The 23,042-nt window shown below is 43.4% G+C and carries 23 protein-coding genes; 21 read left to right on the top strand and 2 right to left on the bottom strand.

Translation table 11 applies throughout. The features are described 5' to 3' along the window. Positions 1-228: 228 nt before the first annotated feature. Complete coding sequence (locus tag I2G42_RS08045; protein WP_082424846.1) at positions 229-429, top strand: type II toxin-antitoxin system RelB/DinJ family antitoxin; 201 nt, start codon at positions 229-231, stop codon at positions 427-429. Between the two features lies 1 nt (position 430). Next, positions 431-664, top strand: coding sequence for a hypothetical protein (locus tag I2G42_RS08040; protein WP_082424847.1), 234 nt, complete (start codon positions 431-433; stop codon positions 662-664). A 129-nt stretch (positions 665-793) separates the two neighbouring features. On the opposite strand, the gene I2G42_RS08035 is transcribed toward I2G42_RS08040, so the two are convergent. Continuing rightward, positions 794-976, bottom strand: a complete 183-nt coding sequence (locus I2G42_RS08035; RefSeq protein ID WP_055226078.1) for a hypothetical protein — start codon at positions 974-976, stop codon at positions 794-796. 137 nt (positions 977-1,113) lie between these two features. Here I2G42_RS08035 and I2G42_RS08030 point away from each other — a divergent pair, with 137 nt between their 5' ends. The 19 genes from I2G42_RS08030 to I2G42_RS07940 all read left to right on the top strand — a co-directional run bounded on the left by I2G42_RS08030 (position 1,114) and on the right by I2G42_RS07940 (position 22,126). Next, complete coding sequence (locus I2G42_RS08030; RefSeq protein ID WP_055226080.1) at positions 1,114-4,212, top strand: hypothetical protein; 3,099 nt, start codon at positions 1,114-1,116, stop codon at positions 4,210-4,212. A 239-nt stretch (positions 4,213-4,451) separates the two neighbouring features. Next, complete coding sequence (locus I2G42_RS08025; RefSeq protein WP_055226081.1) at positions 4,452-4,643, top strand: hypothetical protein; 192 nt, start codon at positions 4,452-4,454, stop codon at positions 4,641-4,643. A gap of 2 nt (positions 4,644-4,645) precedes the next feature. Next, the gene (locus I2G42_RS08020; RefSeq protein WP_055226083.1) at positions 4,646-5,431 is read left to right on the top strand and encodes a hypothetical protein; all 786 of its coding nucleotides are present in this window, start codon (positions 4,646-4,648) and stop codon (positions 5,429-5,431) included. A 16-nt stretch (positions 5,432-5,447) separates the two neighbouring features. Beyond that, positions 5,448-6,470 (top strand): hypothetical protein, encoded by a 1,023-nt coding sequence (locus I2G42_RS08015; RefSeq protein ID WP_156327524.1) that lies wholly within the window; start codon positions 5,448-5,450, stop codon positions 6,468-6,470. Between the two features lie 19 nt (positions 6,471-6,489). Next, positions 6,490-6,672, top strand: coding sequence for a hypothetical protein (locus I2G42_RS08010; RefSeq protein ID WP_055226089.1), 183 nt, complete (start codon positions 6,490-6,492; stop codon positions 6,670-6,672). A gap of 232 nt (positions 6,673-6,904) precedes the next feature. Further along, positions 6,905-7,291, top strand: a complete 387-nt coding sequence (locus tag I2G42_RS08005; protein ID WP_055226091.1) for a hypothetical protein — start codon at positions 6,905-6,907, stop codon at positions 7,289-7,291. 386 nt (positions 7,292-7,677) lie between these two features. Continuing rightward, the gene (locus tag I2G42_RS08000) at positions 7,678-7,953 is read left to right on the top strand and encodes a hypothetical protein (protein ID WP_055226093.1); all 276 of its coding nucleotides are present in this window, start codon (positions 7,678-7,680) and stop codon (positions 7,951-7,953) included. Between the two features lie 15 nt (positions 7,954-7,968). Then, the gene (locus I2G42_RS07995) at positions 7,969-8,604 is read left to right on the top strand and encodes a PH domain-containing protein (RefSeq protein ID WP_055226095.1); all 636 of its coding nucleotides are present in this window, start codon (positions 7,969-7,971) and stop codon (positions 8,602-8,604) included. Positions 8,605-8,796: 192 nt separating this feature from the next. Next, on the top strand, positions 8,797-9,414 hold the full coding sequence (locus I2G42_RS07990) for a TM1812 family CRISPR-associated protein (protein WP_055226097.1): 618 nt from the start codon (positions 8,797-8,799) through the stop codon (positions 9,412-9,414). Between the two features lie 85 nt (positions 9,415-9,499). Next, a complete protein-coding gene (locus I2G42_RS07985; RefSeq protein ID WP_167622753.1) occupies positions 9,500-10,309 on the top strand; it encodes a sigma-70 family RNA polymerase sigma factor in 810 nt (269 codons plus the stop codon). Positions 10,310-10,423: 114 nt separating this feature from the next. Continuing rightward, entirely contained in the window at positions 10,424-10,729 is a 306-nt protein-coding gene (locus I2G42_RS07980; protein WP_055226101.1) for a hypothetical protein, read from the top strand. A gap of 6 nt (positions 10,730-10,735) precedes the next feature. Further along, positions 10,736-11,815, top strand: coding sequence for a hypothetical protein (locus tag I2G42_RS07975; protein WP_055226103.1), 1,080 nt, complete (start codon positions 10,736-10,738; stop codon positions 11,813-11,815). Positions 11,816-11,829: 14 nt separating this feature from the next. After that, positions 11,830-13,248, top strand: coding sequence for a type IV secretory system conjugative DNA transfer family protein (locus I2G42_RS07970; RefSeq protein ID WP_055226105.1), 1,419 nt, complete (start codon positions 11,830-11,832; stop codon positions 13,246-13,248). A gap of 19 nt (positions 13,249-13,267) precedes the next feature. Next, the gene (locus I2G42_RS07965; protein ID WP_195530936.1) at positions 13,268-14,518 is read left to right on the top strand and encodes a hypothetical protein; all 1,251 of its coding nucleotides are present in this window, start codon (positions 13,268-13,270) and stop codon (positions 14,516-14,518) included. Positions 14,519-14,628: 110 nt separating this feature from the next. Then, on the top strand, positions 14,629-15,207 hold the full coding sequence (locus I2G42_RS07960; RefSeq protein ID WP_055226108.1) for a YbjN domain-containing protein: 579 nt from the start codon (positions 14,629-14,631) through the stop codon (positions 15,205-15,207). A gap of 268 nt (positions 15,208-15,475) precedes the next feature. Then, complete coding sequence (locus tag I2G42_RS07955) at positions 15,476-15,727, top strand: hypothetical protein (RefSeq protein ID WP_167622755.1); 252 nt, start codon at positions 15,476-15,478, stop codon at positions 15,725-15,727. Positions 15,728-15,852: 125 nt separating this feature from the next. Continuing rightward, positions 15,853-16,557: an ABC transporter ATP-binding protein gene (locus I2G42_RS07950; RefSeq protein WP_118595223.1), complete on the top strand. Its 705-nt coding sequence runs from the start codon at positions 15,853-15,855 to the stop codon at positions 16,555-16,557. Positions 16,558-16,564: 7 nt separating this feature from the next. After that, complete coding sequence (locus tag I2G42_RS07945; RefSeq protein WP_195530935.1) at positions 16,565-20,830, top strand: FtsX-like permease family protein; 4,266 nt, start codon at positions 16,565-16,567, stop codon at positions 20,828-20,830. 183 nt (positions 20,831-21,013) lie between these two features. After that, on the top strand, positions 21,014-22,126 hold the full coding sequence (locus tag I2G42_RS07940; RefSeq protein ID WP_022461249.1) for a Gfo/Idh/MocA family protein: 1,113 nt from the start codon (positions 21,014-21,016) through the stop codon (positions 22,124-22,126). 1 nt (position 22,127) lies between these two features. On the opposite strand, the gene I2G42_RS07935 is transcribed toward I2G42_RS07940, so the two are convergent. Continuing rightward, on the bottom strand, positions 22,128-23,000 hold the full coding sequence (locus tag I2G42_RS07935) for an AraC family transcriptional regulator (protein WP_022461248.1): 873 nt from the start codon (positions 22,998-23,000) through the stop codon (positions 22,128-22,130). Between the last annotated feature and the right edge of the window lie 42 nt (positions 23,001-23,042).

Raw genomic sequence — 23,042 nt, 5'->3', positions numbered from 1 at the left:
CCCTTTGGGGCGAGCAGTAACAATAGCCCTTTGGAGGGCTAATAATAAACCACCAGTTGAACTGGTGGTTGCTAACTAGAGTTTCACAGAAAAAGCCCTATTAACAGCTGGTGATTTTAGAATGCAACTTTGGGTTAGAAAAATCGGTATTTATGCGTCTTTTATAATGACAGTGTGCTGGCATAAGGCACATTGTCGAGTATACTATACTTGAATGGAGTTGTTTATGTGGCAACAACTAATTTGAATATTCGTACAGACAAGGCAATCAAGGATCGGGCGGAGAAAATTTTCAATGAGCTTGGTCTGAATATGACAACTGCTGTAAATATGTTCCTGAAGGTATCTATTCGTACACACGGCATTCCTTTTGAACTAAAGATGGATGTGCCGCAGGAAACGACGGCTGATGAGAGTGAGGAGGGATAGTATGGATATAAATATATCACTTTTAATGGTGACAGCGGACATTATCAGCTTAATGCTGTTAGGAACATTATATTTCAGCAATAAACAACGCATGAGCCATGACAGGGATATGGAATGCATTATGCGGATGATGACAATTGCTGCTATCTCCAATGTCGTAGGAATTGTGTTCCATTATTTTAACTGGAATAGCGGATTGGCACCCAAGAGACTGGAAAATCGTAAGGGGGTCTGACCCCAATGACCCAGAACTGTCTGCAACAATGGCATATCCTGCGGGTTTGTCAAGTTTTTTGTGTAAGTTTTGAAAAAATATTTTGGGGAGGGAAACCTCCCCATTCTTATGCTGAGATACTTTCTGGAGTTAATTCATTAAAGCGTTCTTTAAAAGTTCTTCCATCTCATCGTTCAATTCTCGTGCTTCTTGATAAGCAGCAATCAGGCGCTCATATGCTTCGCTGAGCAGGCCAGCCTCTCCATCCTGATCAGCTGCGTCCAGCATCCTGAAACGATGGTCTATATTTTCCCATTTTTCATGAAGGGACATTCTCAGAATCCTCCATTCTCGTATTTGCGAATCCGTTCCTGGATTTTTTCATCCATATCCAGCTGATTTCGGACAAGTGCCCAGTTGCATACAAAACGAAGAAAATTGCAAAGGCAACACGGAAAGATCTTAAGTCAGTGTATATCAAGCGAGAAGAGGAGAGAATTTTTGAATACTTAAATGCACCTGTTGAATATGTAGAACCGAAATGGTTGGTGAAAGAACTTGAAGAAAGAATGGAAGAGTTAGGACAGGGCGTAATTACCATATTTATGGAGCGTGGAACGGGAAAGTCTGCTTTTGCAAATCAAATGAATGGTTTATATCATAGTAACACATTGATACAGGCAGCATTTTCAAGGAGTTACCATATTCAGAATGCTGTACTCAGGGGAATTTCTGATTTTGTAAATGCAATTAATTTTGGATATCGACACAGCTGCAATTCAGATGATGATTTGTATGGCAGCGAGGAGGAGCTTCCAGTAATATCCTTGCATGATGAAAATCTACAGCAGTCACTGGCAAGTTTTCTCAATACGTATCATCAGCTTTATCAAAAGGATTATACAATTCTATTTCTTGATGGGATTGATGAGCTGACATCAGACACCAGTGATATTATGAAGTTTCTTCCTTCAAGGGAAATGCTGGATGAAGGAATATTTATTGTTTTGTTATCTCGATTTGAAGATGAACAAACTGTACTGGGACAGAGTAAAGAACATATCAGGCGGGCAGCGAATAGTGCCGATAGTATTATTGAACTTCGAAGAACCAGTAAGTTCAATGTGGAAGTATTGAAAAAATTTATAATGCGAAATAAGCCAGATGCCACAGCGAATCAGGTGGATGATCTGATTGCCAGAGCTGATTATCGAATGTTATATTTGAAGGCTATTTTAGCTGTTGCAGAAAACTATGATTTTGACAATACAAATGAAACAAAATTCATTAGCAGTTTCCTGGATTATGTCAGTTCTTTCTATGGAATAAATCAAAGAACAAAAATGGAGGAGATTGCTGTAGCAATTGCTTTGTTTCCGGACATATCATTGAATGAATACAAGAGATATATAGCATGTCAGGAAATAACATATGAATTTGTAGGCCTGCTTAATAATCTGTTGCCGCTTATGACAATTACCCACCGGGATGGCGTTACGTGTTATGCATTTGCGGATCAGGCATATAGCGAATACATTATTGGCAGGTATCCTGAAGTAGTACAGAGTGTGATTGAACGTTTTTATGTTTCGTTTGCAGAATGCCTGGATGTATATTTGAGGGATAACGGATGTCGTGATTTTGAAAAGGATCCAAATTTTAATAGCGCTGAGTTAAATAAGGACATAGTATTCTTTGCCAGGAGCCTTGTAGAGATATGGGGGAAAGCACCACGACAGTGTATGATCGCAGATATGCAAATTCCAGAGAAAAATATTTTAAAATTTTATGGCAATTTGGCATGGGACGAGTGGGCAAGGTTTGGCATAGGTGCATATTTACGAAATTCTCTCAGAGATTCTATTTGTATGAGTCTTTACATGGCATTGCTAATGAGTACGAAAACAAAGGATAACGTGAGTACAGAATGGGCAGAGCACATAATTGATCATATTGAACACGAGGATGACTATTCAGGGGAGAGTGATTTCTCTTCATATATGTTGATTGAGGAGTATTTGGAAGATTTTGAAAAGTTTGATAAGTATCTGTTGGATTACGTGATTACTCATATCAAAGATATGAAAGACATAAAACAATGGTACTGGGTATTTGTGCGGGCATGTTCTAAAAGAGCCGCCGATGCAATAGTTGGCAGTTCTTGTACGGATGAATTTGTTGAATATTTGTTGATATCAGCTCCGCCAATATGCTATGAAGAGTGGTTTGAATTACTTCTTACGTATGATATTTCAGACAAAATAAAATCACGAATGATCAGCGAACTTGAGAACCTTTCATACGGTGAGAAATTAGAATACAGCTATTATTTAGAGGCACTGAAGGATACTATTGCGTTATTAGAAGATTATACAATACCCATTAAAGATGATATGGGGAATGTTGACGAAGATAATGATGGTCCTATATACACAATTTTTAATAAAATTGGCAGAGGATATAAGATGGCTGAGCTGTTGGGGGAAGAAAATATACATAGATTATATGTTGCTTTTATCAATAGATTAAACTATGAACGAGAGCGGGGGAATTTTGAAGATTTTATTTGTGAATTATATCATTTTAATGATCATCTGTTGGGAAAAATTTATGAGCAGTATTATGGAGAAGACTGGCCGGAAAAAGCTGCTGTTATAATCCCTGATTTGATTAGTATAGAAGGAGGAATGTATAACTTTGCTACAAATGTACTGGTAGATTTGATGACAAAGCTTGCAGACTGGTTAGAAAAGAAAAATCGTTTCTCAGAGGAGATAGATATACTTGGAAAATTGATGGATGGAATCGATGGCCGGCACTTTTTAATAGGGCATACAGATCTTGTTAATTATGATAAACTTATGGATTCTAGTGGATGGGGGATAGCTGAGCGCTGGTATCCAACCGATAATGCATTATATTTACTCAAACTGTTAAACAGACTTGGTCTATGTGAAAATGTAAAAATATGGATGGATGCGATGGAAAGATCGTGTTCTTTCGTTGATGAAGTAATCTATAAGGATGAGAGATTGACGATAGCTCATGAACTTCAGAAGTATAGATTTCTGCAGGTGAGAAAATTGTTAGATTATTACTCCGCTTTTGATGATCAGGTTGAAGAACTCGTATCGAACCATAGAGTATATATACTTAGTGAATTAGAGAATATTTCCGATAATAGTGCGTTTGGACAGATTCACTATGAGACAGAATTATTACTTGATCATGCGTGGCAGATGAAGCAGTGGGACTTAGGCATTGAAGAGTGTGATAGGATTTTAGATAGTATTTTAAAAATAGAAGAGCGAAAGAATTCTGATATGGTTATTCAAAGTGTTGGTGTTCTGAAAGATAAAATTAAAAGATGCAAAGCATTATTCTTGTTTATGTTTGGCATAGGCGATAATTCTGAAACAGAAGTTTCGAAAACAGAGCTGATAAGTTCGTATGATGATCCAAACTATATTCTGGGTTGGTGTTTATGGATTTTTGAGGATGAGGATGCCACAGCCAGCGAAAAGATGGACAAGATTTTAGAAAAAATTGAGATTAAATTAGGGGATTAGAGATGGGGAGACTGACAGATAAAAGATGTGTTCTGTCCATATGTAGATCTGCAAGTACATAATCCGTCTGAAAATCCCAAGAGGTTCTGCGACATTAACAGAAATGTCGCAGAGCTTCTTTTTTTATACCTTTTTTGTCCGATATGACACGGACGATGTTTAAAATGTTTCGTATACTGAACGTGTACTTCAGAAATGGATGTTTTGAAATCTATTTAAAAGTGAAGGAGGTATTCGAGATGAAGAACTCAGTTCAGAAACGTAAAATAACACAGTTCAATGCCAGCCGTGGAGCAGAACGTGAAATTGCCTTGAAAAAAGGTGATATCTGGACACGCCCTACGACCTGCATGGAACTGAAAACCAGGTACGAACGTAATCGACAGAAAAAGGAAACCAGACGAATGGTTCTGAAATACGAGGAGGTTTAAGTATGATCAAAGCAACTGCATTAAAACTGGTAACTGCCGAAAACAGAGATCTTGTAGCTGATGTACTGACCAAGAGAAGCCAGAATATCAAAATCGAGTATTCTCAGAATGCTGATCTGGTTCCTCATGCAGTGGAAGATCTGGCATGTAAGATGCTGTATCTGGATGCAGAAATCAGAGGTCTTCTCAATAACCTGAGAGGGTTCTATGTAACAAAACAGGAAGACTTCCATCTCAGCCTGCGCGGCCTTTCGAAAGAGGCAAAGAGCAGTATTATTGATCTCTTTGAGAGTCTGTATGGCGTTATGTCTGAGATTCGTTACTGTGCAGACTGTGATGTCATCAACGGTAAACTGATCTTCAGCCCGAGAGCGCAGATGTTTATTACCGGCCAGTACATGGAAATCGCCATCCGCAAGGTTGTTCAGGATGTCCTCACGGAACTGGAAAAGAAGCATCAGAAGCAGTTTAAGCTTTATGCAAACACAAAGGTGGCGACTGTTGACGGCAGGCTGAAGAACGAGTTTGATCTGATCATTGAAAATGTGACAGATTCCATCGTTTATGTAATCGAAATCAAATCAGGGAAGAATTTCCATGACTTCGATAAACTGGCCCGCATTGGCCAGGAATACGGTATTATTCCAAACAGATTGCTCCTGATTGATAACTATCTGACAACATCTCAGATGGAGACCATCGAGTATTTCTGCGAATACTACTGTGCCAATCTGGAGCAGGATAACCTGAGACAGAAGCTGATCACGATGATTGAAAATGATCTGTAATGGAAGGGAGAATAAGATGATGAACTATAGCAAATGGAACGATCCTAAAAACTATGCAAGAATGACAGCTGAGCTGGCAGAGTCTGCAATTTCTGAAACCCCGATCTTTGCAGCCGGAGAGGATGAACACATTGAACATTCTTTTGTGCAGCACTGTATGACCAGTGTGGATGAAATTTATGATCTTCTGGATGACACAGACATTGCCATCATTGAGGAAATTGCGGTAGCAAAATACCTTAATTCGTTGCAGATCTATGAATACATTACACTCAGAGGATATGATGTGACACGCCAAAGATTAAGAAGGCGTATTCTTAAACTGATGAAATATCACGTGATCCAGGAAAATGAGATGGTATCTTTCGGGTTCGAACATGGACTGAAATATTACGAACTGGACTACTTTGGTCATACATTCGCGATGGAAAGCGGAGTGGTCTTTCATATGGGAAACCGCTATGTATCGTATTCCAGACGAAAAGAAAAAGGAATGTCTAATAATACTCCCTGCGATGTAAAGCGTATTCTGGTCGGCAATCAGATTGTTCTTAACCTTCTGATGAGCAACACCCAGATGCAGCGATTCGGCATCATGGAAACCATGCGGGCAAACAATCTTGAACAGGCAGGAGAAGACTGTATGATTCGTACAGCTGCCAATGTTCGAATTGATGAGGAATCTGTATTGGCTTATGAGGTCGTGCGGGATACACCAGACTCCTATGAGAAGCTGCTGAACAAAATCGAGCGTTATTATAACCTGGTTAATAATGAAGAGTATCTTGCTTCAAATTTTCATGGTGATACCGCATATCCTCAGATGATTATTTGCGGACAATCCCTCGAACACAACATTAAAATTGCCGAATATTTGAGAGAAAACGGCTTGTGGAGAGAAGAAGATCCGATTCTTTTTACGGAGGATCTGCTTAATATGAAACGCTCCCGGGTATCCATTTATGCATTGGGAGAAGATAATACGCAGAGCTGGTATACACTTCCGGAAAACAAAGAATTCTTTCGAGAGACTGCCTGAAAAGAGGGGAGATGAATTAATGAATAAACATATGGAATTTGCCGAAGCAATGAGAAATATTATGCGCAATAAGGAAGAGGAGGAGAAGAAAAGCAATCCAAAGAGTGCGGATGATGATCTTGATGAAAAAACGCGTTCTTTACAGGAAATGCTGGAGGCCAAGTTTGATGAGCTTTTTGGAACGATAGAAGATGAGGATTGACAATTTTTTTGAGAGGTTCTGCGACATTAATAAAAATGCCGCAGAACCTCTTTGTTATAAAATTAACTTTTTCAGACTCTTTTACTTTTTTAAAAGTCGTGCACAGATAGCAACAGAATTTTCAAAGGAAACAGGTTGAATTTAAGAAAAAGATGTAATACTATACTAATAAGTGTGTGAAATTTACTAATAAGATAAATTTAAGAATTTGTGTAAACGAAGGAGGAATAAGATGTTTCAGAGTGTGAAGTATAATTTGCTGATTCCTTTCCAGTACGATTCGGAACAAAATGATAAATTGCCTGAAGACAGATGCGATATGTGTAAAGAAAAGGTGGAAGTCTGCAGAGAAAAAGGCATGGATTCAAAGATCTGGTTTCAGAAGTGTTTTAGAATGAAGCCGCTTGAAAACAACGAACAGAAGAAAGGGTCGCCTTTATTAGAGGATGATCGTTACAAAATAATAAGAATGGAACTGGATTCTCCGGTAAGAAGTATCCTTGGTATTTCGAATAAAGAGCAGACTACATATACCATGGATAAGATCAGGATTAACTTTAAAATGCCGAAAATTCGCCTGCTGTTTACACGGAATAAGATAGGCTTTATCCATATATAAATCATAACGTTTAATCTGAACGAAGAAGAATCCAGAAAATTTGGTTATACACTCAGTAAGCTGGAGAGAAAACAAACACAGATCTCATACCAGAAAAAAATAGCAAAAGATGAAAGTAAAACGATAACAATCAGCTTTAAACAATTGATAGAAAATATTGTAAATCTTCAAACGTATATACCAATGAGCCTGTATAATAACAGAAGACATACATTCTGGATGCAATTAGAAGAAAAGAAGTTTTGCGGTATTAGCTGAAATGCCGCAGAGCTTCTTTTTTGTATCTTTTTTTTCTGATATGCGGCAGAGGATGTTTTGAAAATCCTGTACACTAAACTTGTACTTCAGAAATGGAACATATCATCGAAAGCAAAGGAGGAAACAAGATGAGTTTTGATCCAAAACCGGTAACATTGGAAGAGTATAACCAGAGTCTCAGAGATACTGTGAATGCATATTATGAACAGGCAATGCAGGATCCTTCCATGACAGAAGAAGATGCAATTCAGTCAACGGCTGAAATGAGTAAGAAATACCTTGATGCGGTAGAGGAATTTCAGCAGGAACAGGACATGCAGAACGAGACAGAAGTAGATTCCGGTATCGAAGACTCGGAAGGCATTGATAACAGCGGTATTGATGACGATGGTATGGATGTTTAAGAGAGGAGAAAAAAGATGGAATCTGTAAAGAAAAGTGTGAAAAACTTTGGCAAAGGTTTTGGAATCTGGCTTATTCTTTTGTTGCTTAATACGCGAGCCGGAGAGAGCAGCGTGAATGGAATTAAAATTATCATGGATACGCTTCTTTCCATTATATTAATCGGAAATAATAAAAAAGCGAGAGAAGCTGCCCTGGGGATTTCTGCATTAACGGTAGTGGTAACGTGTCTGAAACTGCCAGGTGACGTGGAGATGCTTCTTCTGATAGGGATAGCTGTTCTGGGTGTTATGGTTCTGAAAAATATTCCTGATATGGAAGAAACTTCAGAAGCACAAAATGATTATTTAGCCAGTTCGTATGAGACAGATGATGAATTACCATGGAATACACGAAATGTATTCTGGCCATTCGAAAAATATTCCTTTTCGCCTGATCAGGGAATTTGTATTCAAAAAGGGGTGATAAAAAGAACATATATGAAAATCAAGACGAAGAATATACAGATTAGAATCAACCAGACCATAATGCAGCGTATTTTTCGGATTTGTGATATTTCGTTTTTGAGTGATTATACTGGGTTTGAGTATGGAAGTGAGGTGCTGAGAAATGTTCGCCTGAAATATGCTATGGAATTAAGTCAGATGGTGTGAGATAAAAACTGAAAATCAAACATATAAAGAAAAAAGATGTGAAACGATTGTATTTGTGCAGCGAACTGTCTATAATAATTTGAAAGAACCAATTGCATTGCAGACATTCAACAGAATCTACAGGAAGAAAAATTGTACAGGGATTCGGGATGTCTGCGATATTATAATGAATTATAAAGAGAGGTGCACAAGATGAAAAAAACGGTTATTTGCAACATTTCAATGAAGGAGAATCTTGATCAGGTGATATATTCCAGTACAGACAGATCTCTTCCTGTATCCGACAGAAAGGTGAGTTATCCGATTTGTGCGTTTCTTGAAAAAACTATGACATCGGAGGATGAGCTGGATGCTATTCTGCTGGTAAAAAAAGACAAGAATGATCATTACAAAAAAAATATAGAGCGTTTCAGGGAAGAACTGGAAGCAGTAAATGAGAAAATTGACGCCGACATTTCATATACGATAATCGATTCTGAATTTGAAGAGCACCAGACGGTACATGAGCAGCTGATGAAAGAAATTGTGGCGCATATTTCGGACAATTCCCATATTCTGGCAGACATCACATATGGTCCGAAGGACTTGCCGATTGTGTTGTTTACAACGCTTAGTTTTGTAGAGAAATTTTTAAACTGTACGGTAGATAATATTGTCTATGGTCAGGCAAGCTTTGAAAATGGCCGGGCGGTTGATACAAAGATCTGTGATATGATGCCGTTGTACTGTCTGAGCTCTGTCACAAATACAATTCAGTGCACAGACCCGGATAAGGCGAGAAGAATGTTCAATACACTTTTAACGTTTTAATTTTACAGGGGTGAGTGAGGGTATGTACAAGAGAGCTGATAAAGAAAAATATGAGAAACTGATTCAGGAATCGCCGTTGTTCTCTTTGGATAAAAAGGCGGAACCGGTAGCTTTTCGAAATGCACGTTTAAAAATGATAGAGAATATTTATCTGTATTTACTTTCCATAAACAAAGAAAAGTACGAGCCATACGGATGTGAGATTACAGAAATTGCAAATTACTGTATTGATAAGTATGATAGTACAAGGAGTGAATTTCTTCATTTTTTTAATTATGAATGGAAGAAGAAATTTACATATACAAAATATGAAGAAGGGCTAGAGGATACATACAAAGGAGTTCACGTTCCTGAAAATAAAATAAGAGCAGTTCGTAAGTATATCAAGTGTGCAGAAAAAATAGAAAAGAAGGATAAACCAGAAGAACTGTATTCAAAATTGGCAGAAGTAATGCAGCTTCCGGTGGAAACCATTCGAGAGCTGGCAAAGCTGGCAGATGTTAAAGTTACGACGAGTAATTCAATGAGTGACGAAGAGGAAGAAGAACTGTGGAGTTATATTGCAGGTAATGTAAATATTGAACGGGAATTTGAAGAGAAGGAAGAAGCAGAAAATATCCTGAATAAAGTAGATAAAGTGTTCCAGGAACTGAGAGCAAAGCAGCAGCCGATTGTTTCAGATGTTATCACAACAAAAATATGGCTGTGTCTGGAAGACTCGGAGCAGCAATATTCTTTTATCAGCAAAGAAGTGGCAGAAGAATGGAACAAAAAGGGTACATTGCCAACCCAGAGAGAACTGGCCAGGAAATATGGACGCGATGAGGCAAGCATCAGCAGGACGGTGAGAACTTTTCTGGAAAAACTTAAGAGAGAAATCGAACAAGAGAGGTAGTGTGACAGCAGAGGATCTGATATGTATATTGGATCCTCGTTTTTTTTATAAAAAAGGTTAAGGGAAAACCAATGTTTCACTATATAAAAGTAGAACAGGGAAGGAGAAACGCATATGGAAAAATGCAGCAGAGAAAAACTGGTGGATAAAATTGTAAAGGAATATAACCTTACAGAAGAGGACGCGCATAACAAGGCGGTAAAAATACTGGAAAGATGTCCCGAGAAGCTGCGGCAGAATGTACAGGAATGGTCGGAAAATCGCACACTGACCGATATTTATATTGGGAAATATTCTCTGCCGATGATTCTGGCGATCTGGGACAGCAAAGATTTTTTAAGTGCGTGGGAGGTGATGACAGAATTAGCGGAGGGAGAGATTGAGACTGCAGAAATGAGGATCTGGAATATGAGGAGGTAGTCTGTTATGGGAGAATACGGAGTACATCCAACCAGATATGGGGAAGTAAGTGACGGGCATCTGTATTCCATGTTCCGCGAATCTGCTTATGCCCGGCTTTCGGAAAGTGAAAAGCTGGATCTTCTGCAGGAAGTAGTAAACAGAGATGCAATGGAGAAGGGGGAGATAGGCGCCCCGGAGGTACGGTTTGCAGAGCTTCCGGTAAATGAAAGCGGAAATGCAGCAGATGGTGTGATTCAGGTGAATCGTGATATGGCGGTCAGTGGAGTTCAGACGTTTGAATACAAAGGGCAGACTGTTCAGCACAGGATGGATGATTATAACTGCCAGACATTGAACACGATACTGCATGAAAATATGCATTGCTTTCAGGATCAGATTATTGATGGAACAATCCAGATTGACGATTTGCAGCTGACCAGTGAATATCAGGCGAACAGTTATACCAACAGTATCGTTTTCCAGAATGGGAAGGGTCAGTGGGGAAGCCAGTATATGACGGGGGAAACAGCAAATGGATATTACATGTATTATTTTCAGGCCACAGAGAGGGATGCGTACCGTACAGCGGAAGAAAAGACAGCATCTATTCTGCAGGAGCTGTCCGGCAAATATGGAACAGAGGCGTCTTTCGAGGCATATACAAAGTCGATGGCCGCAACGGGATATCAGGCGATGGAACAAAAGGCAATTTTGGAATTTCAGAACCCCAATTTTGAGAAAGATCTGAATCAGGTTTTGCAGAACCAGTATTTTGGAACAAATGTAGAAGTAGATAAAAACACAGAAGAGACTGTTAAAGCGGAAATGATTGCAACGTATCAGAATCTTTATGAACAACTTGGAGAAAGTACAGCAGCAAACGAAGATGCGAAAATGTCATTTGATCCAAGGCCAGTGTCATTGGAGGAATATAATCAGGCAGTACAAAATCCGGCAGCGGCGGATGAGGAGGTGTATGAAGAAGCAGAAGAAACGGCAGAAAAAGGTCCGGAAGCAGATACACAGAGCCAGCAGGAGAGTGGAGAGGTAAGTGTATCGGATGAGGATATTGCCGATGGAATGGACAGTGATATGGAGATATGAAGGAGGAGAAAGCGATGTCATATGATTTTGGAAAAAAGAAAATTGGAGCCAGAGAAAAACAGGAAAGAAACGGGGGAATGTATAGTAAGACGCTGCTGGGACAGAGCATAGTTGAAAACGTCGTTCCATCCTGGACGGCAGATGGAGAAAACAGACCATTTGTGGTTTTTCGGGATCCGGATACCGGAAATGTTTTCGGACTGAGTAAGGACATGCTGGCATATGGTTTTCTGGCGATCGGTGCGCCGGGAACAGGAAAAACCAACATTTTTAATATCTGTCTGAAGTATCTGCTGAATGCACAGGGAGAAAGAGATGTGATCGTTATTTTTGATACGAAAGGAGATTACCTGGAGACTTTTGGAAGCCAGATTCCCGACAGTCAGAAGATTGTCATTGGAAATGGAGAGAAGTATCGGAAAATTACATCGTATCATAACATTTTTGCAGAGGTAATGCCCCGCGGAATAGACGGAAAACTGGTTTATACGACAGAATCGGATGAGGATGCCCTGGAGTTATGTGAGCAGCTGTTTCAGACGATGAACAGCGAAACACAGCCGATCTTTCCGGCAATGGCAGAGCAGGTAGTAGCAGCACTTATGATTTATTATATGAGAACATACTGGCGGTCAGATCAGTCAAAACTGAACAACCAGGAATTTATCCGTTTTCTGGCAGGCAGCACGAACGAAGACCTGAAGAAAATTCTGGAATTAGATTATATGTCAGACTGGCGCAGCTGTCAGGATTATATTTCAGGCAAGAGCAACCAGACACAGGGAGTGAACTCCTATTTTGGAGCGCTGCTGAGAAAAATGTTTGTAGGTCCATTTGCAAAATCAGATCCATCGAAGGAATTTTCCATGCGGGAAATAATTACAGGAGGAAAGAAGAAAGTAGTATTCATTGAATATGATTTGAGAAAAGGTCAGCTTCTGGCGCCGATCTATGGGATTCTTCTTGACCGTGCGCTTGCCCATGCATTAGGAGGCAGACAGGCGGTAAAAGGAAATACATATTTTCTGTTAGACGAAGCACTGCAGCTTCCTAAACTGCAGCATTTCTCGGATGCTTTGAATTTTGGACGTTCGGAGAATGTCAAAATGCTGTGCGGTCTGCAGAATACAGCCGGTCTTGAGGAACGGTATGGGGAGGCCGGAGCAAAAAATATTCTTTCTTCTTTTCAGAATATGGCAGCGTTTCGAACAAATGATTTTGATACCAGGCAGTTTGTGATTCATCGATTGGGAGAAAATTACCAGAATTTCAGTTTTTCTGCACAGCAGGAAAATCTGAATATTCAGAGAGCAGGGCATACCGTAGAGGACTGGAATTTATTGAGACTAAGGAATGGTGATGCTGTAGTGGCGCTGGCAGGTGAAAAACCGTTTATATTCCGAATGCCGCTTTACAGAGAGATAAAACAGTGAGTGCGTAAGGGGGAAAACGATGAGTAATAAGGGAATGATCATCAGAGAGTGTGAACATTTAAATTCTGCAAGACGGGTATTGGAGGGCCGCATTGACTGTGACATGTTTTTTCGTTCCATCTGCGGTGATCTTCTGATAACAGGAATGGAAGCGGGAAATAAGGAAATGGTGCTGTCATTGGTCAGGGCGTGCATGGAAAAAAGGGATATTTCAACCATTGTCCTCACGAGTCATCAGGAACTGGCAGCGTTGATACAGCAGGATCAAAATAGGCGGAAAAGCGGTGCCGTCAGGGTGTCCTGGCCTGCAGAAAAAAATTATCATCCTTTCTACGGAATGTCTGCCCAGCAGATGCTTCGGTTTGTCTGCATGACAGCAGAAGAAATGGGATACAGCAGTATGGCCGGGCAGGTAATGATTTATGCGGCAGCGGTACTTAACATTGTTTCGACAGAATATCCAGTCTCACTGCCTGCAGTCGTAAAGCTTCTTGAGGAGGATGATGATTTTATATCAGAACTGGCTTTACAGCAGGGGCTTTCCAATGTTATTGCAGATAATATTCGGGCAAACCATGAAGCGGGCATTGTGTTTCGGCGGTTATTGGAGCGACTGGAAGAAATATTTGAAAATATTTATGTGACGGGAAGCGATACAAAATATAATCTTCAAAGCGGCTGTAAAGAGAAACTTGATGGAATGGTGATATATGCCAGCTCCGGCAGTCAGCGGATTTTTAACGCTTATCTGAAGGAGGAGATTTTTCAGACATTGAAGGATGTACCGAAAATCAGGATTCTTCTCGATGAGATGGAGTTTGCAGATGAAAATGATGAGCTGATGAGATACATCATGCAGTTAAAAAGACAAGGCAGAATTGAACTGATCGTAATATCACAGAATGTAAAAGAATCCATGAAAGGAAATGCAGATCTGGATTTTGCCAATGTTGTTCTGTTTCAGCATGGAACACCGGCTGCAACGGAAGAGATTTCGAAGGCTCTGTTTGGAACATATCAATATCATAAACCGATGCCGAACGCGGTAAAACCGCCTGCATTGCTTTTTACTTTTCAAAGGGCTGTGAACTGGCAGATTCAAAGTGAGGAAAGGCTCAGAGTGAGAAGCGAGGATCTTTCTGCACGTCCGGGGATTTTTGGAAGGCAGTCAGATTATCTTGCTGTAAAAACAACGGCGAACAACAATATTTATTTCATTCATACAGCAGATTTCCTGAAGAATACGGGATATGGTCTGACGGTTGTCTGATATCAAAAATAAAAGCTGAAAACGGTTAAGGTTAGATTTTTATTTCTCTATATAAAGATGAGACGTCTCTTACAGGAAAAAAGCAACAGAAAGAAAAGGTGGGTAAACATATGAAAAAAAGTACATATTCCAATGAAATCGCAAAGGCTGTAGAACAGTTTCTGAAAGAAAAGAACTGGCATTTTGATTTTCTTGAAAAAGCAGGATTGTTCAAGTTTGATTTAAAAATAAGCAGTAAAATTCGTAAAATCAAGTATGTAATAGATGTTAAAAACGATGAACTGGTTGTTTACGGAATCTGCCCTGTTCATGCGGATGAGAAAGATGAGGAGATGATGGCTCAGATGAGCGAGTTTCTTCATAGAGCGAATTATGGTTTGAAAAATGGCTGTTTTGAGTTTGATTACGAGGATGGAGAAATCGGTTTCCGAAGTTATATTGATTGTGACGGCAGACTTCCGTCTGCAGAGAATGTGAAAAACAGCATTTATTGTACGGCTGCCATGTTTGAACAATATGGAGATGGGATTACGTCCATTGTTTTTGCCGATTACTTGGCGCAGGAAGCAATTGCAATGTGTGAGAAGCCGCTGGAAGAGCAGTTTTCAGATGATGAACTGGATGAGGCGGAATTGGGAGAGGCGTTCGCACGTCTGGTAGGCGGCCTGGGAGGAGTGGTTAAGATCTGAGAGGAGAGTGACAGAGGATGATGCGTTCTGGAAATATTTTTGAACGGGAAGGCGGCAGAGGGAATGGCATGAGAACCGTATCGGGAGTGACGATTGCTGTGATAATCTGTTCTCTGCTGTCAGGGATTGCAGCAATTGGAATTATTTTGAATTTTGAAGCGGTAACGGCCAGAATTGCCGTTTTTGTTGTCAGGCTGTTATCATCTGCGTTTCCTGTTTTGTTAGTTGTTATAGCAATTCTTTATTTGGCGGCACGGCTGCGGTGGAGATGGCACAGAGATTACAGGAGGTGGTGATCTGCATGGATTTTGGTACAGTGACAGTATGGACAGTGATTAAAAGATTTTTACTCGGATGGATTGCGGCCGGAGGTCTGCTGGTAATTGCCAGTTGTGTGAAGTACAGAGAATTTATCGTTACGGTATTTTTAAATAATACCTGGGCATGGATCAATGCACTGATGCCGGTGGTGATTATTCTGGTTGGGATAAGATGTATGATCAGGGCAGTATTGAAATAAAGGGGGGATGCCATTTATAAAAAAACAGTAAATTCGCCCACTTAGGACTAGCCGCCGCGGCTGTAGATTGATACAATAAAAGAAATAGGAAATATCGATTTTTTACATAGGAGGAACACGGCGGCATGGCGGGATATGTGAGTCTTCAGGATGTAACCAAGACCTATCAAATGGGTGAGATTACCATCAAGGCTGCGGATGGGATCAGCTTTGATGTGGAAAAGGGTGAGTTTGTGATTGTTGTTGGACCGAGCGGTGCGGGTAAGACGACGGTGCTGAATATTTTAGGCGGAATGGACACAGCGACTTCAGGAAAGGTGTTGGTGGACGGGGCGGAGATCAGTAAGTACCGCGGCAAGAAGCTGATCCAGTACCGGCGGGAGGATATTGGATTTGTTTTTCAGTTTTATAATCTGATGCAGAACCTGACGGCGCTCGAGAATGTGGAGCTGGCGATGCAGATTTGTAAGCATCCGCTGGATGCGTCGGAGGTGCTTGCGGAGGTTGGGCTGGAAGAGAGAATGAATAACTTCCCGGCGCAGCTTTCGGGCGGAGAGCAGCAGCGTGTGGCGATTGCGCGTGCGCTGGCGAAGAATCCGAAACTGCTGCTCTGCGATGAGCCGACCGGCGCGCTCGATTATGTGACGGGAAAAGCGATCTTAAAGCTGCTGCAGGATACCTGCCGGGAGAAGGGGATGACGGTCATTGTCATCACTCACAACTCGGCGCTGACACCGATGGCGGACCGCGTGATTAAAATCCGAAACGGAAAAGTGGCGGGCATGAAAACAAATGAGAACCCGACGCCGGTGGAAGAGATAGAATGGTAGGTGGACGATGAGAGCATTTCGAAAAGACTTTATCCGGGAAATCACAAAGAACAAGGGGCGGTTTCTGTCAGTCTTTTTCATCGTGCTTCTTGGCGCGGCGTTTTTCTCGGGCATTCGGTCGGCGGAAGGAGATATGAAGGTTTCGGCGGACCGGTATTATGATGAAGTAAATTATATGGATTTGAAAGTCCTTGGAACGCTGGGGCTGACAGACGATGATCTGGCGGATATCGCGAAGACGGACGGTGTGAAAGCGGTTTACGGCGGAAAGACGGTGGAAGTGCTGCATGACATCGGCGAGAGCGAGCAGGTTGTGAAACTGATTGCGCTGACGGACGGTGTGAATGAGCCGCGCGTGGTCGAGGGACGGATGCCGGAGAAAGAGGATGAAATTCTTGTTGATACGCAGTTTCTGAAAAGTTCCGGCTGTGAGATCGGAGATCAGGTAACGTTCACTTCCGGAACGGAGGATCCGCTCTCAGATTCGCTGACCGGGGATACGTTTACGATTGTTGGTTCGGCGACGCTCCCTTATTATATGGATCTGAACCGCGGAACGGGCTCGATTGGAAATGGAAGCATCAACAGTTTTGCACTGCTGCTTCCGGAGACATTTACCTCGGATCTCTATACAGAGATTTACGTCCAGGCGGACGGCGCACAGGAAGAGGCGAGCTACAGCGATGCATATGATGAGACGGTGAAGGCTGTACAGACGAAGATTGAAGCGCTCGAGGATGCGGCGTGCGACCGGCGGTATACGGCAGTCAAAACCGAAGGACAGGAAAAGATTGATGATGCAAAACAGCAGGTCGCTGATGCAGAGCAGAAATTAGCGGACGCAAAAACAGAGCTGGATGACGGTGCACAGCAGCTTGCCGACGCGAAAGTGACGATTGCGGACAAAGAGCAGGAACTTCTCGACGGCGAACAGACGTTAAAGGACAAAGAACAGGAGCTTCTTGACGGAAAGCAGACGATTGCTGAGAAAGAACAGGAACTCCTTGACGGAAAACAGACCATTGCAGACAAAGAGCAGGAACTTCTCAGTGCGAAAGCAACCATCGCCGACAAAGAGCAGGAACTGGCATCCGGCAAGGCAACGCTGAAAGATAAAGAGGCGGAACTTGCGAGCGGAAAAGCGACGCTGGAAGCAAAGGCGGCAGAGCTGGAAAGCGGAAAAGCGGAGCTGAATCAGAAAGCCGATGAACTTGCAAGTGGAAAAACCACACTTGAGGCAAAAGCGAAAGAACTTTCCGACGGAAAAGCACAGCTTGCAGAGAAAGAAACAGAACTGGCATCCGGCAAAAAAGAGTTAGAGGAAAAAATGACGCAGCTTTCGGCGGCAAAAACCGAACTGACTCGGAAGCAGACGGAGCTGAATACTGCAAAAGAGCAGCTTTCCGAAAAAGAAACGGAATTGAATATTGCAAAGGAGCAGCTTTCCGCTGCACGCGAGGAACTGGACAACAAGAAAGCAGAAACCGCTGCAGGACGCACACAGTATGAAGCGCAGAAGGCAGCGTATGAAGAACAGAAGAGTCAGTATGAGACAGCCAAGGATCAGTTAGCCCAGATTTCCAGGCAGCTTCCGATGGTGGAGGCTGCGCAGACAGAAGTGACTGGTCAGATCGAGGTGATTGAGGCTCAGCTTGACGGACTGACAGAGGAAGATGAAGCATATGTATCCCTGTTGGAACAGAAAACTGCGCTGGAAGCAAAGCAGACAGAGTTAGCACAGCAGCTTTTCACGATGCAGGAGCAGAAAACATTTCTGGAACAAAACATCGCAGCGTTTGAAGCAGCAAGCGCTGATGCGGAAGCCCGGCTTGCGGCTGCAGAAGCTCAGATTACCGACGCAGAAAGTCAGCTTGCCGCTGCAGATGCACAATTAACAGAAAAAGAGCAGGAATGCGCCGCAGGCGAGGCACAGATTGCTTCTGCAAAAGAAGAACTGGAAAGCGGCGAAGCTCAGATTACAGAGGCTCTTGCCCAGCTTCAGGATGGAGAAGCACAGGCAGAAGCTTATCAGAAACAGATTGAGAATGGCGAAGCCCAGCTTGCCTCTGCCAAAGCAGCGATTGCCGACGGAGAAGCTCAGATTGAGACGAACCGCAGTAAATTAAAAGACGGAGAAACTCAGCTTGCGGCTGCCAGAGCCCAGCTTGCTGATGGGGAACAGCAGATTGCATCGTACCGACAGACGATTCAGTCGGGTGAGGCCCAGCTTGCGGCTGCAAAGCAGACAATTTCCAGTGGAGAAAGTCAGCTCGCCGACGCGAAACAGACGATCGCCGACGGCGAAACCCAGTTAGCAGAAGCAAAGCAGACGATCGCCGATGGAGAAAGTCAGCTCGCCGAAGCAAAGCAGACGATTGCCGACGGTGAAACCCAGCTTGCCGACGCGAAACAGGAAATCGCCGACGGAAAAATCTCCCTTGCGGATGCGAAACAGGAAATTGCCGATAAAGAAAAAGAACTTGAGGACGGCAAAGCCGAATACGAAAAAGCAAAAGCCGACGCCGAACCAGAAATCGCAGATGCGAAGCAGGAAATTGCGGACGGTGAGAAAACACTCGCAGACCTGAAAAAACCAACGTGGTACGTCTGGGGACGGGATAAGGTAACGTCAACTGAGAGCTTCGGTCAGGATGCCGGCCGTATCTCGAATATCGGAAAATTCTTCCCGGTTATCTTCTTCCTCGTGGCTGCTCTCGTCAGCCTGACGACGATGACACGAATGATCGAGGAACAGCGTCAGCAGATCGGAACGTTAAAAGCCCTCGGCTATTCCGACGGCGTGATCGCCTTTAAATATTTCGCATACGCGATGCTCTCCACCGTATCCGGCGCTCTCGCGGGCGTGGTGGTTGGAGAAAAAATCCTGCCCTGGGTTATTATGAATGCCTACGGCATGCTGTATACCGGACTCCCGTATTACATGACCCCGCTGAATTGGGAGCAGGGAGGCCTTGCGATTCTGGCGAGTGCAGCCTGCACCGGCGTGGCGACGATCGCGGCATGCTACAAAGAACTCGCCGCAGGTCCGGCAGAGCTGATGCGGCCGGAAGCACCGAAAAACGGCAAACGGATTTTCCTGGAACGCATCGGCGTACTCTGGAAACATCTGAACTTTACGCAGAAATCAACCGTGCGGAATCTGGTGCGGTATAAAAAACGATTCTTCATGACCGTTATCGGAATCGGCGGATGCATGGGTCTGATCCTCGTCGGTTTCGGCCTTCAGGATTCCATCACCGCGATTGCGAAAAACCAGTTCGTCAGCCTCTTTACCTATCAGGCGAATGCTGTGCTGAATTCAGACGTGGATGAATCCGAAAAAGAAGCATTGCAGACCGATCTGGAAAACTACAGCGGCATCGATGAGCTGCTGGAAATGTACTGCCAGAACATCGAACTGCAGACCGACAAAAAGACCGTGGATGCAGTGCTTGAAGTGCCGAAAGAACTGACGAATTTCAATGACTTCTATGCCTTCCGAGACCGGAAAAGCGGAGAAGTTTACGAATTCCCGACCGACGGCGGCGCAGCCATCAGCGAAAAGACAGCAACGATGCTCGGCGTAAAAGCAGGCGACACGGTTCAGCTGAAAAAAGGCGACGATATTGTGGACGTAAAGATTTCGATCATCGTCGAAAACTACGTGCGCCATTACCTGTATCTGGCCCCGGATCTCTACGAGGAGCTGTTCGGCGGAGCGCCGGATTACAACCAGCTTCTGATGAAATATCAGGACACGTCGGGCAATTATGAGACAGCACTCGGAGAAAAAATCATGACGTACGACGGTGTAGCGGCAATCTCGTTCACATCCGACCTGATTGATCAGATTGACAACATGCTTCGTTCCCTCGACATCGTCATCGTGGTGCTGATCGTATCGGCGGGCCTGCTGGCGTTTGTGGTGCTGTACAACCTGAACAACATTAACATCACCGAACGACAGAGAGAGCTGGCAACGCTGAAAGTGCTCGGCTTCTTCGACGGCGAGGTGGCATCGTACGTGTACCGGGAAAACATGGTGCTGACACTGTTCGGCGTTATCGCGGGCATGGGAATTGGAACGTTTTTACATCATTGCGTAATTCAGACCGTCGAGGTCGATATGATGATGTTCGGACGAAACGTGTTCCCGCGGAGCTACGGCTGGAGCGCCCTGATTACCCTGGCGTTTGCTCTGTTCGTCAACTTTATGATGTTCTACCGGTTAAGAAAAATTGATATGATTGAATCACTGAAAAGCGTGGAGTAAACAACAGAAAAAGGCCGTCCGCGGTGATGCAGAGAATCTGCAGAAACCGTGGGCGGTTTTTTCATTTTGAAAGTGAAATATGAGCCGGAATGCTTGTTTTTTCAGACATTTCGTTGTATAAAAAAGATAAGGGTTTTTATCAGAACAGAATCAAAAAACAAAGAGTAAAGGGGATTTTTACAAATGGGAACAACAGAAACGAAAAAAATGAGAGTCGGCGTTGTCGGCTGCGGAGCGATCAGTGATATTTATCTGACGAACATGATTCATAACTTTGAGAATCTTGAGGTAGCAGCATGCTGCGCAGGCCATCTTGAACATGCGAAAAAGAAAGCAGAGCAGTATGGCATCAAGGGCTGTACCTACGAGGAAATTCTGGCAGACCCGTCGATTGAAATGGTAGTCATTCTGACACCGGCACCGACCCACGAGGGGCTGATCCGTCAGGCACTGGAAGCCGGAAAACACGTTTACACTGAAAAAACAATGACCCTCGCACCGGAAACGGCAGCGAAACTGATCGAGCTGGCAGAGGAGAAACATCTCTATCTCGGTTCCGCACCGGACACCTTCCTTGGATCGGCACTGCAGACCGCAAGAAAAGCGATCGACGACGGGCTGATCGGCGAGGTGACATCTTTCGAAGCATGCGCAAACCGCGATCTTGATTTGCTGGCGAGCATCTTCCGTTTTCTGCGGATGCCGGGAGGCGGTATCTGCTACGATTTCGGTGTTTATTATCTGACCGCCATCGTCAGCCTTTTCGGCCCGGTGGACCGTGTCGTTTCCTCCGTGCGCAACCTTGCGCCGAAGCGCGTCAATGTCGTCCCGGACAGCCCGGAATACGGCCAGGAATTTGACTACAGCAACGAGAGCCAGGCTTTCACGATTCTGGAAATGAAAAACGGCGTGACCGGCACATTCTGTGTCAATGGCGACAGCACCATCAACGATCAGGCGGTATTCACAATTTACGGCAAAAAAGGTATTTTAAAGCTGGTGGACCCGAACAATTTCGGCGGCGATATCGTCTACATTCCGGGCGTGAAGGACTGGACACAGCAGGCAGTTCCGGAAGTGCTGGATTATGGCTTTGCCTACAGCGAAAACAGCCGCGGCCTCGGTCCGTCCGAGATGGCAGAAGCAATTGCAGAGGGCAGACTAAACCGTGCGAATGCCAAAATGGCATATCACGTACTCGATACGATCGATCAGATTATGAAGAGTGCGGAAACGGGTGCATTTGAGAAGGTTCCATCCACCTGCGAAAGACCGGAGGCCATGCCGAATTCATAGCCTATTTCTGATAGGATTGCAGGTACATCTGACGGAAGTCGGTAGGGCTTACATTTTTTGATTTCAAAAAGACTCTGTTAAACGTAGAAATACTGTTAAAACCGGATTCGAGCGACACTTCGGTGATCGTGAGATCCGGTTTTTTTAACAGGTTTTCGGCGATATGGAGCCGTTCCCTGGTGACGAAATCCGTGAAGGAGAGGCCGGTGTATGCGCGGAACAGCTTGGAAAAATGGCAGCGGGAGAATCCGGCGACCTTTGATGCTTCTTCCAGGGAAACCGGTTCGGTGCAGTGACTCGAGATCCAGGTACATGCAGCAATCATCTGGCGGTGTACCTGTGCGGAATGGCCTGTTTTTTGCGGTGCGGCAGTTTCGGTCGGCACGGAGAGATTTTCGCCGAGCAGAATAAAAAACTGATACAGCAGAACGCATCCGCGCAGCTCGGAAAAACTGATACCGGAGAGGGAGAGCCTGCGCAGCTCTGTCAGAAATCCGCGGAGTTTTTCGATTTCCGGGAAGTTGTTCTGATTTAGAAGACGGATCTGATAAAAAAGATAAGCAACAGACTGGAAATCCACGCGTTTTTCCAGAAAATCTGCATCGAGTTGAAGCATGATCAGGCGATGTTCTCTGTTGATTGTGGAAACAGCGTGCAGCTCGCCGGGCCAGATAAAAAGAAGATCACCGGGCTTCAGCGGAAAGGTTTCTCCATTTACTTCATAGATAATGCCGTCATCCTGTGCAAGCACAATTTCAATATAGTGATGCCAGTGCAGACCGAAATAGGCGGGGACATGCGAAATAGAGATATCGTAAACATAGCTGTTAGCAAAATGATTGTTTTCGAAAAAAGAAGTCGAATCGTTTTTCATGGCAAAAGAATCCTCCGTATCTGATAAACGGTATTATACAAC

Origin of the sequence: Fusicatenibacter saccharivorans, assembly GCF_015557635.1 — a bacterium.
GTDB classification, from domain to species: Bacteria; Bacillota; Clostridia; order Lachnospirales; family Lachnospiraceae; genus Fusicatenibacter; species Fusicatenibacter saccharivorans.
This window is presented reverse-complemented; position numbering and strand designations above follow the sequence as displayed.

Excerpts from the sequence above, each read along its gene's own strand:
- I2G42_RS08040 (WP_082424847.1), top strand. The coding sequence starts at position 431 with ATGGATATAAATATATCACTTTTAATGGTGACAGCGGACATTATCAGC.
- I2G42_RS08035 (WP_055226078.1), bottom strand. The coding sequence starts at position 976 with ATGTCCCTTCATGAAAAATGGGAAAATATAGACCATCGTTTCAGGATG.
- I2G42_RS08025 (WP_055226081.1), top strand. The coding sequence starts at position 4,452 with ATGAAGAACTCAGTTCAGAAACGTAAAATAACACAGTTCAATGCCAGC.
- I2G42_RS08020 (WP_055226083.1), top strand. The coding sequence starts at position 4,646 with ATGATCAAAGCAACTGCATTAAAACTGGTAACTGCCGAAAACAGAGAT.
- I2G42_RS08015 (WP_156327524.1), top strand. The coding sequence starts at position 5,448 with ATGATGAACTATAGCAAATGGAACGATCCTAAAAACTATGCAAGAATG.
- I2G42_RS08010 (WP_055226089.1), top strand. The coding sequence starts at position 6,490 with ATGAATAAACATATGGAATTTGCCGAAGCAATGAGAAATATTATGCGC.
- I2G42_RS08005 (WP_055226091.1), top strand. The coding sequence starts at position 6,905 with ATGTTTCAGAGTGTGAAGTATAATTTGCTGATTCCTTTCCAGTACGAT.
- I2G42_RS08000 (WP_055226093.1), top strand. The coding sequence starts at position 7,678 with ATGAGTTTTGATCCAAAACCGGTAACATTGGAAGAGTATAACCAGAGT.
- I2G42_RS07995 (WP_055226095.1), top strand. The coding sequence starts at position 7,969 with ATGGAATCTGTAAAGAAAAGTGTGAAAAACTTTGGCAAAGGTTTTGGA.
- I2G42_RS07990 (WP_055226097.1), top strand. The coding sequence starts at position 8,797 with ATGAAAAAAACGGTTATTTGCAACATTTCAATGAAGGAGAATCTTGAT.
- I2G42_RS07980 (WP_055226101.1), top strand. The coding sequence starts at position 10,424 with ATGGAAAAATGCAGCAGAGAAAAACTGGTGGATAAAATTGTAAAGGAA.
- I2G42_RS07975 (WP_055226103.1), top strand. The coding sequence starts at position 10,736 with ATGGGAGAATACGGAGTACATCCAACCAGATATGGGGAAGTAAGTGAC.
- I2G42_RS07970 (WP_055226105.1), top strand. The coding sequence starts at position 11,830 with ATGTCATATGATTTTGGAAAAAAGAAAATTGGAGCCAGAGAAAAACAG.
- I2G42_RS07965 (WP_195530936.1), top strand. The coding sequence starts at position 13,268 with ATGAGTAATAAGGGAATGATCATCAGAGAGTGTGAACATTTAAATTCT.
- I2G42_RS07960 (WP_055226108.1), top strand. The coding sequence starts at position 14,629 with ATGAAAAAAAGTACATATTCCAATGAAATCGCAAAGGCTGTAGAACAG.
- I2G42_RS07955 (WP_167622755.1), top strand. The coding sequence starts at position 15,476 with ATGGCACAGAGATTACAGGAGGTGGTGATCTGCATGGATTTTGGTACA.
- I2G42_RS07950 (WP_118595223.1), top strand. The coding sequence starts at position 15,853 with ATGGCGGGATATGTGAGTCTTCAGGATGTAACCAAGACCTATCAAATG.
- I2G42_RS07945 (WP_195530935.1), top strand. The coding sequence starts at position 16,565 with ATGAGAGCATTTCGAAAAGACTTTATCCGGGAAATCACAAAGAACAAG.
- I2G42_RS07940 (WP_022461249.1), top strand. The coding sequence starts at position 21,014 with ATGGGAACAACAGAAACGAAAAAAATGAGAGTCGGCGTTGTCGGCTGC.
- I2G42_RS07935 (WP_022461248.1), bottom strand. The coding sequence starts at position 23,000 with ATGAAAAACGATTCGACTTCTTTTTTCGAAAACAATCATTTTGCTAAC.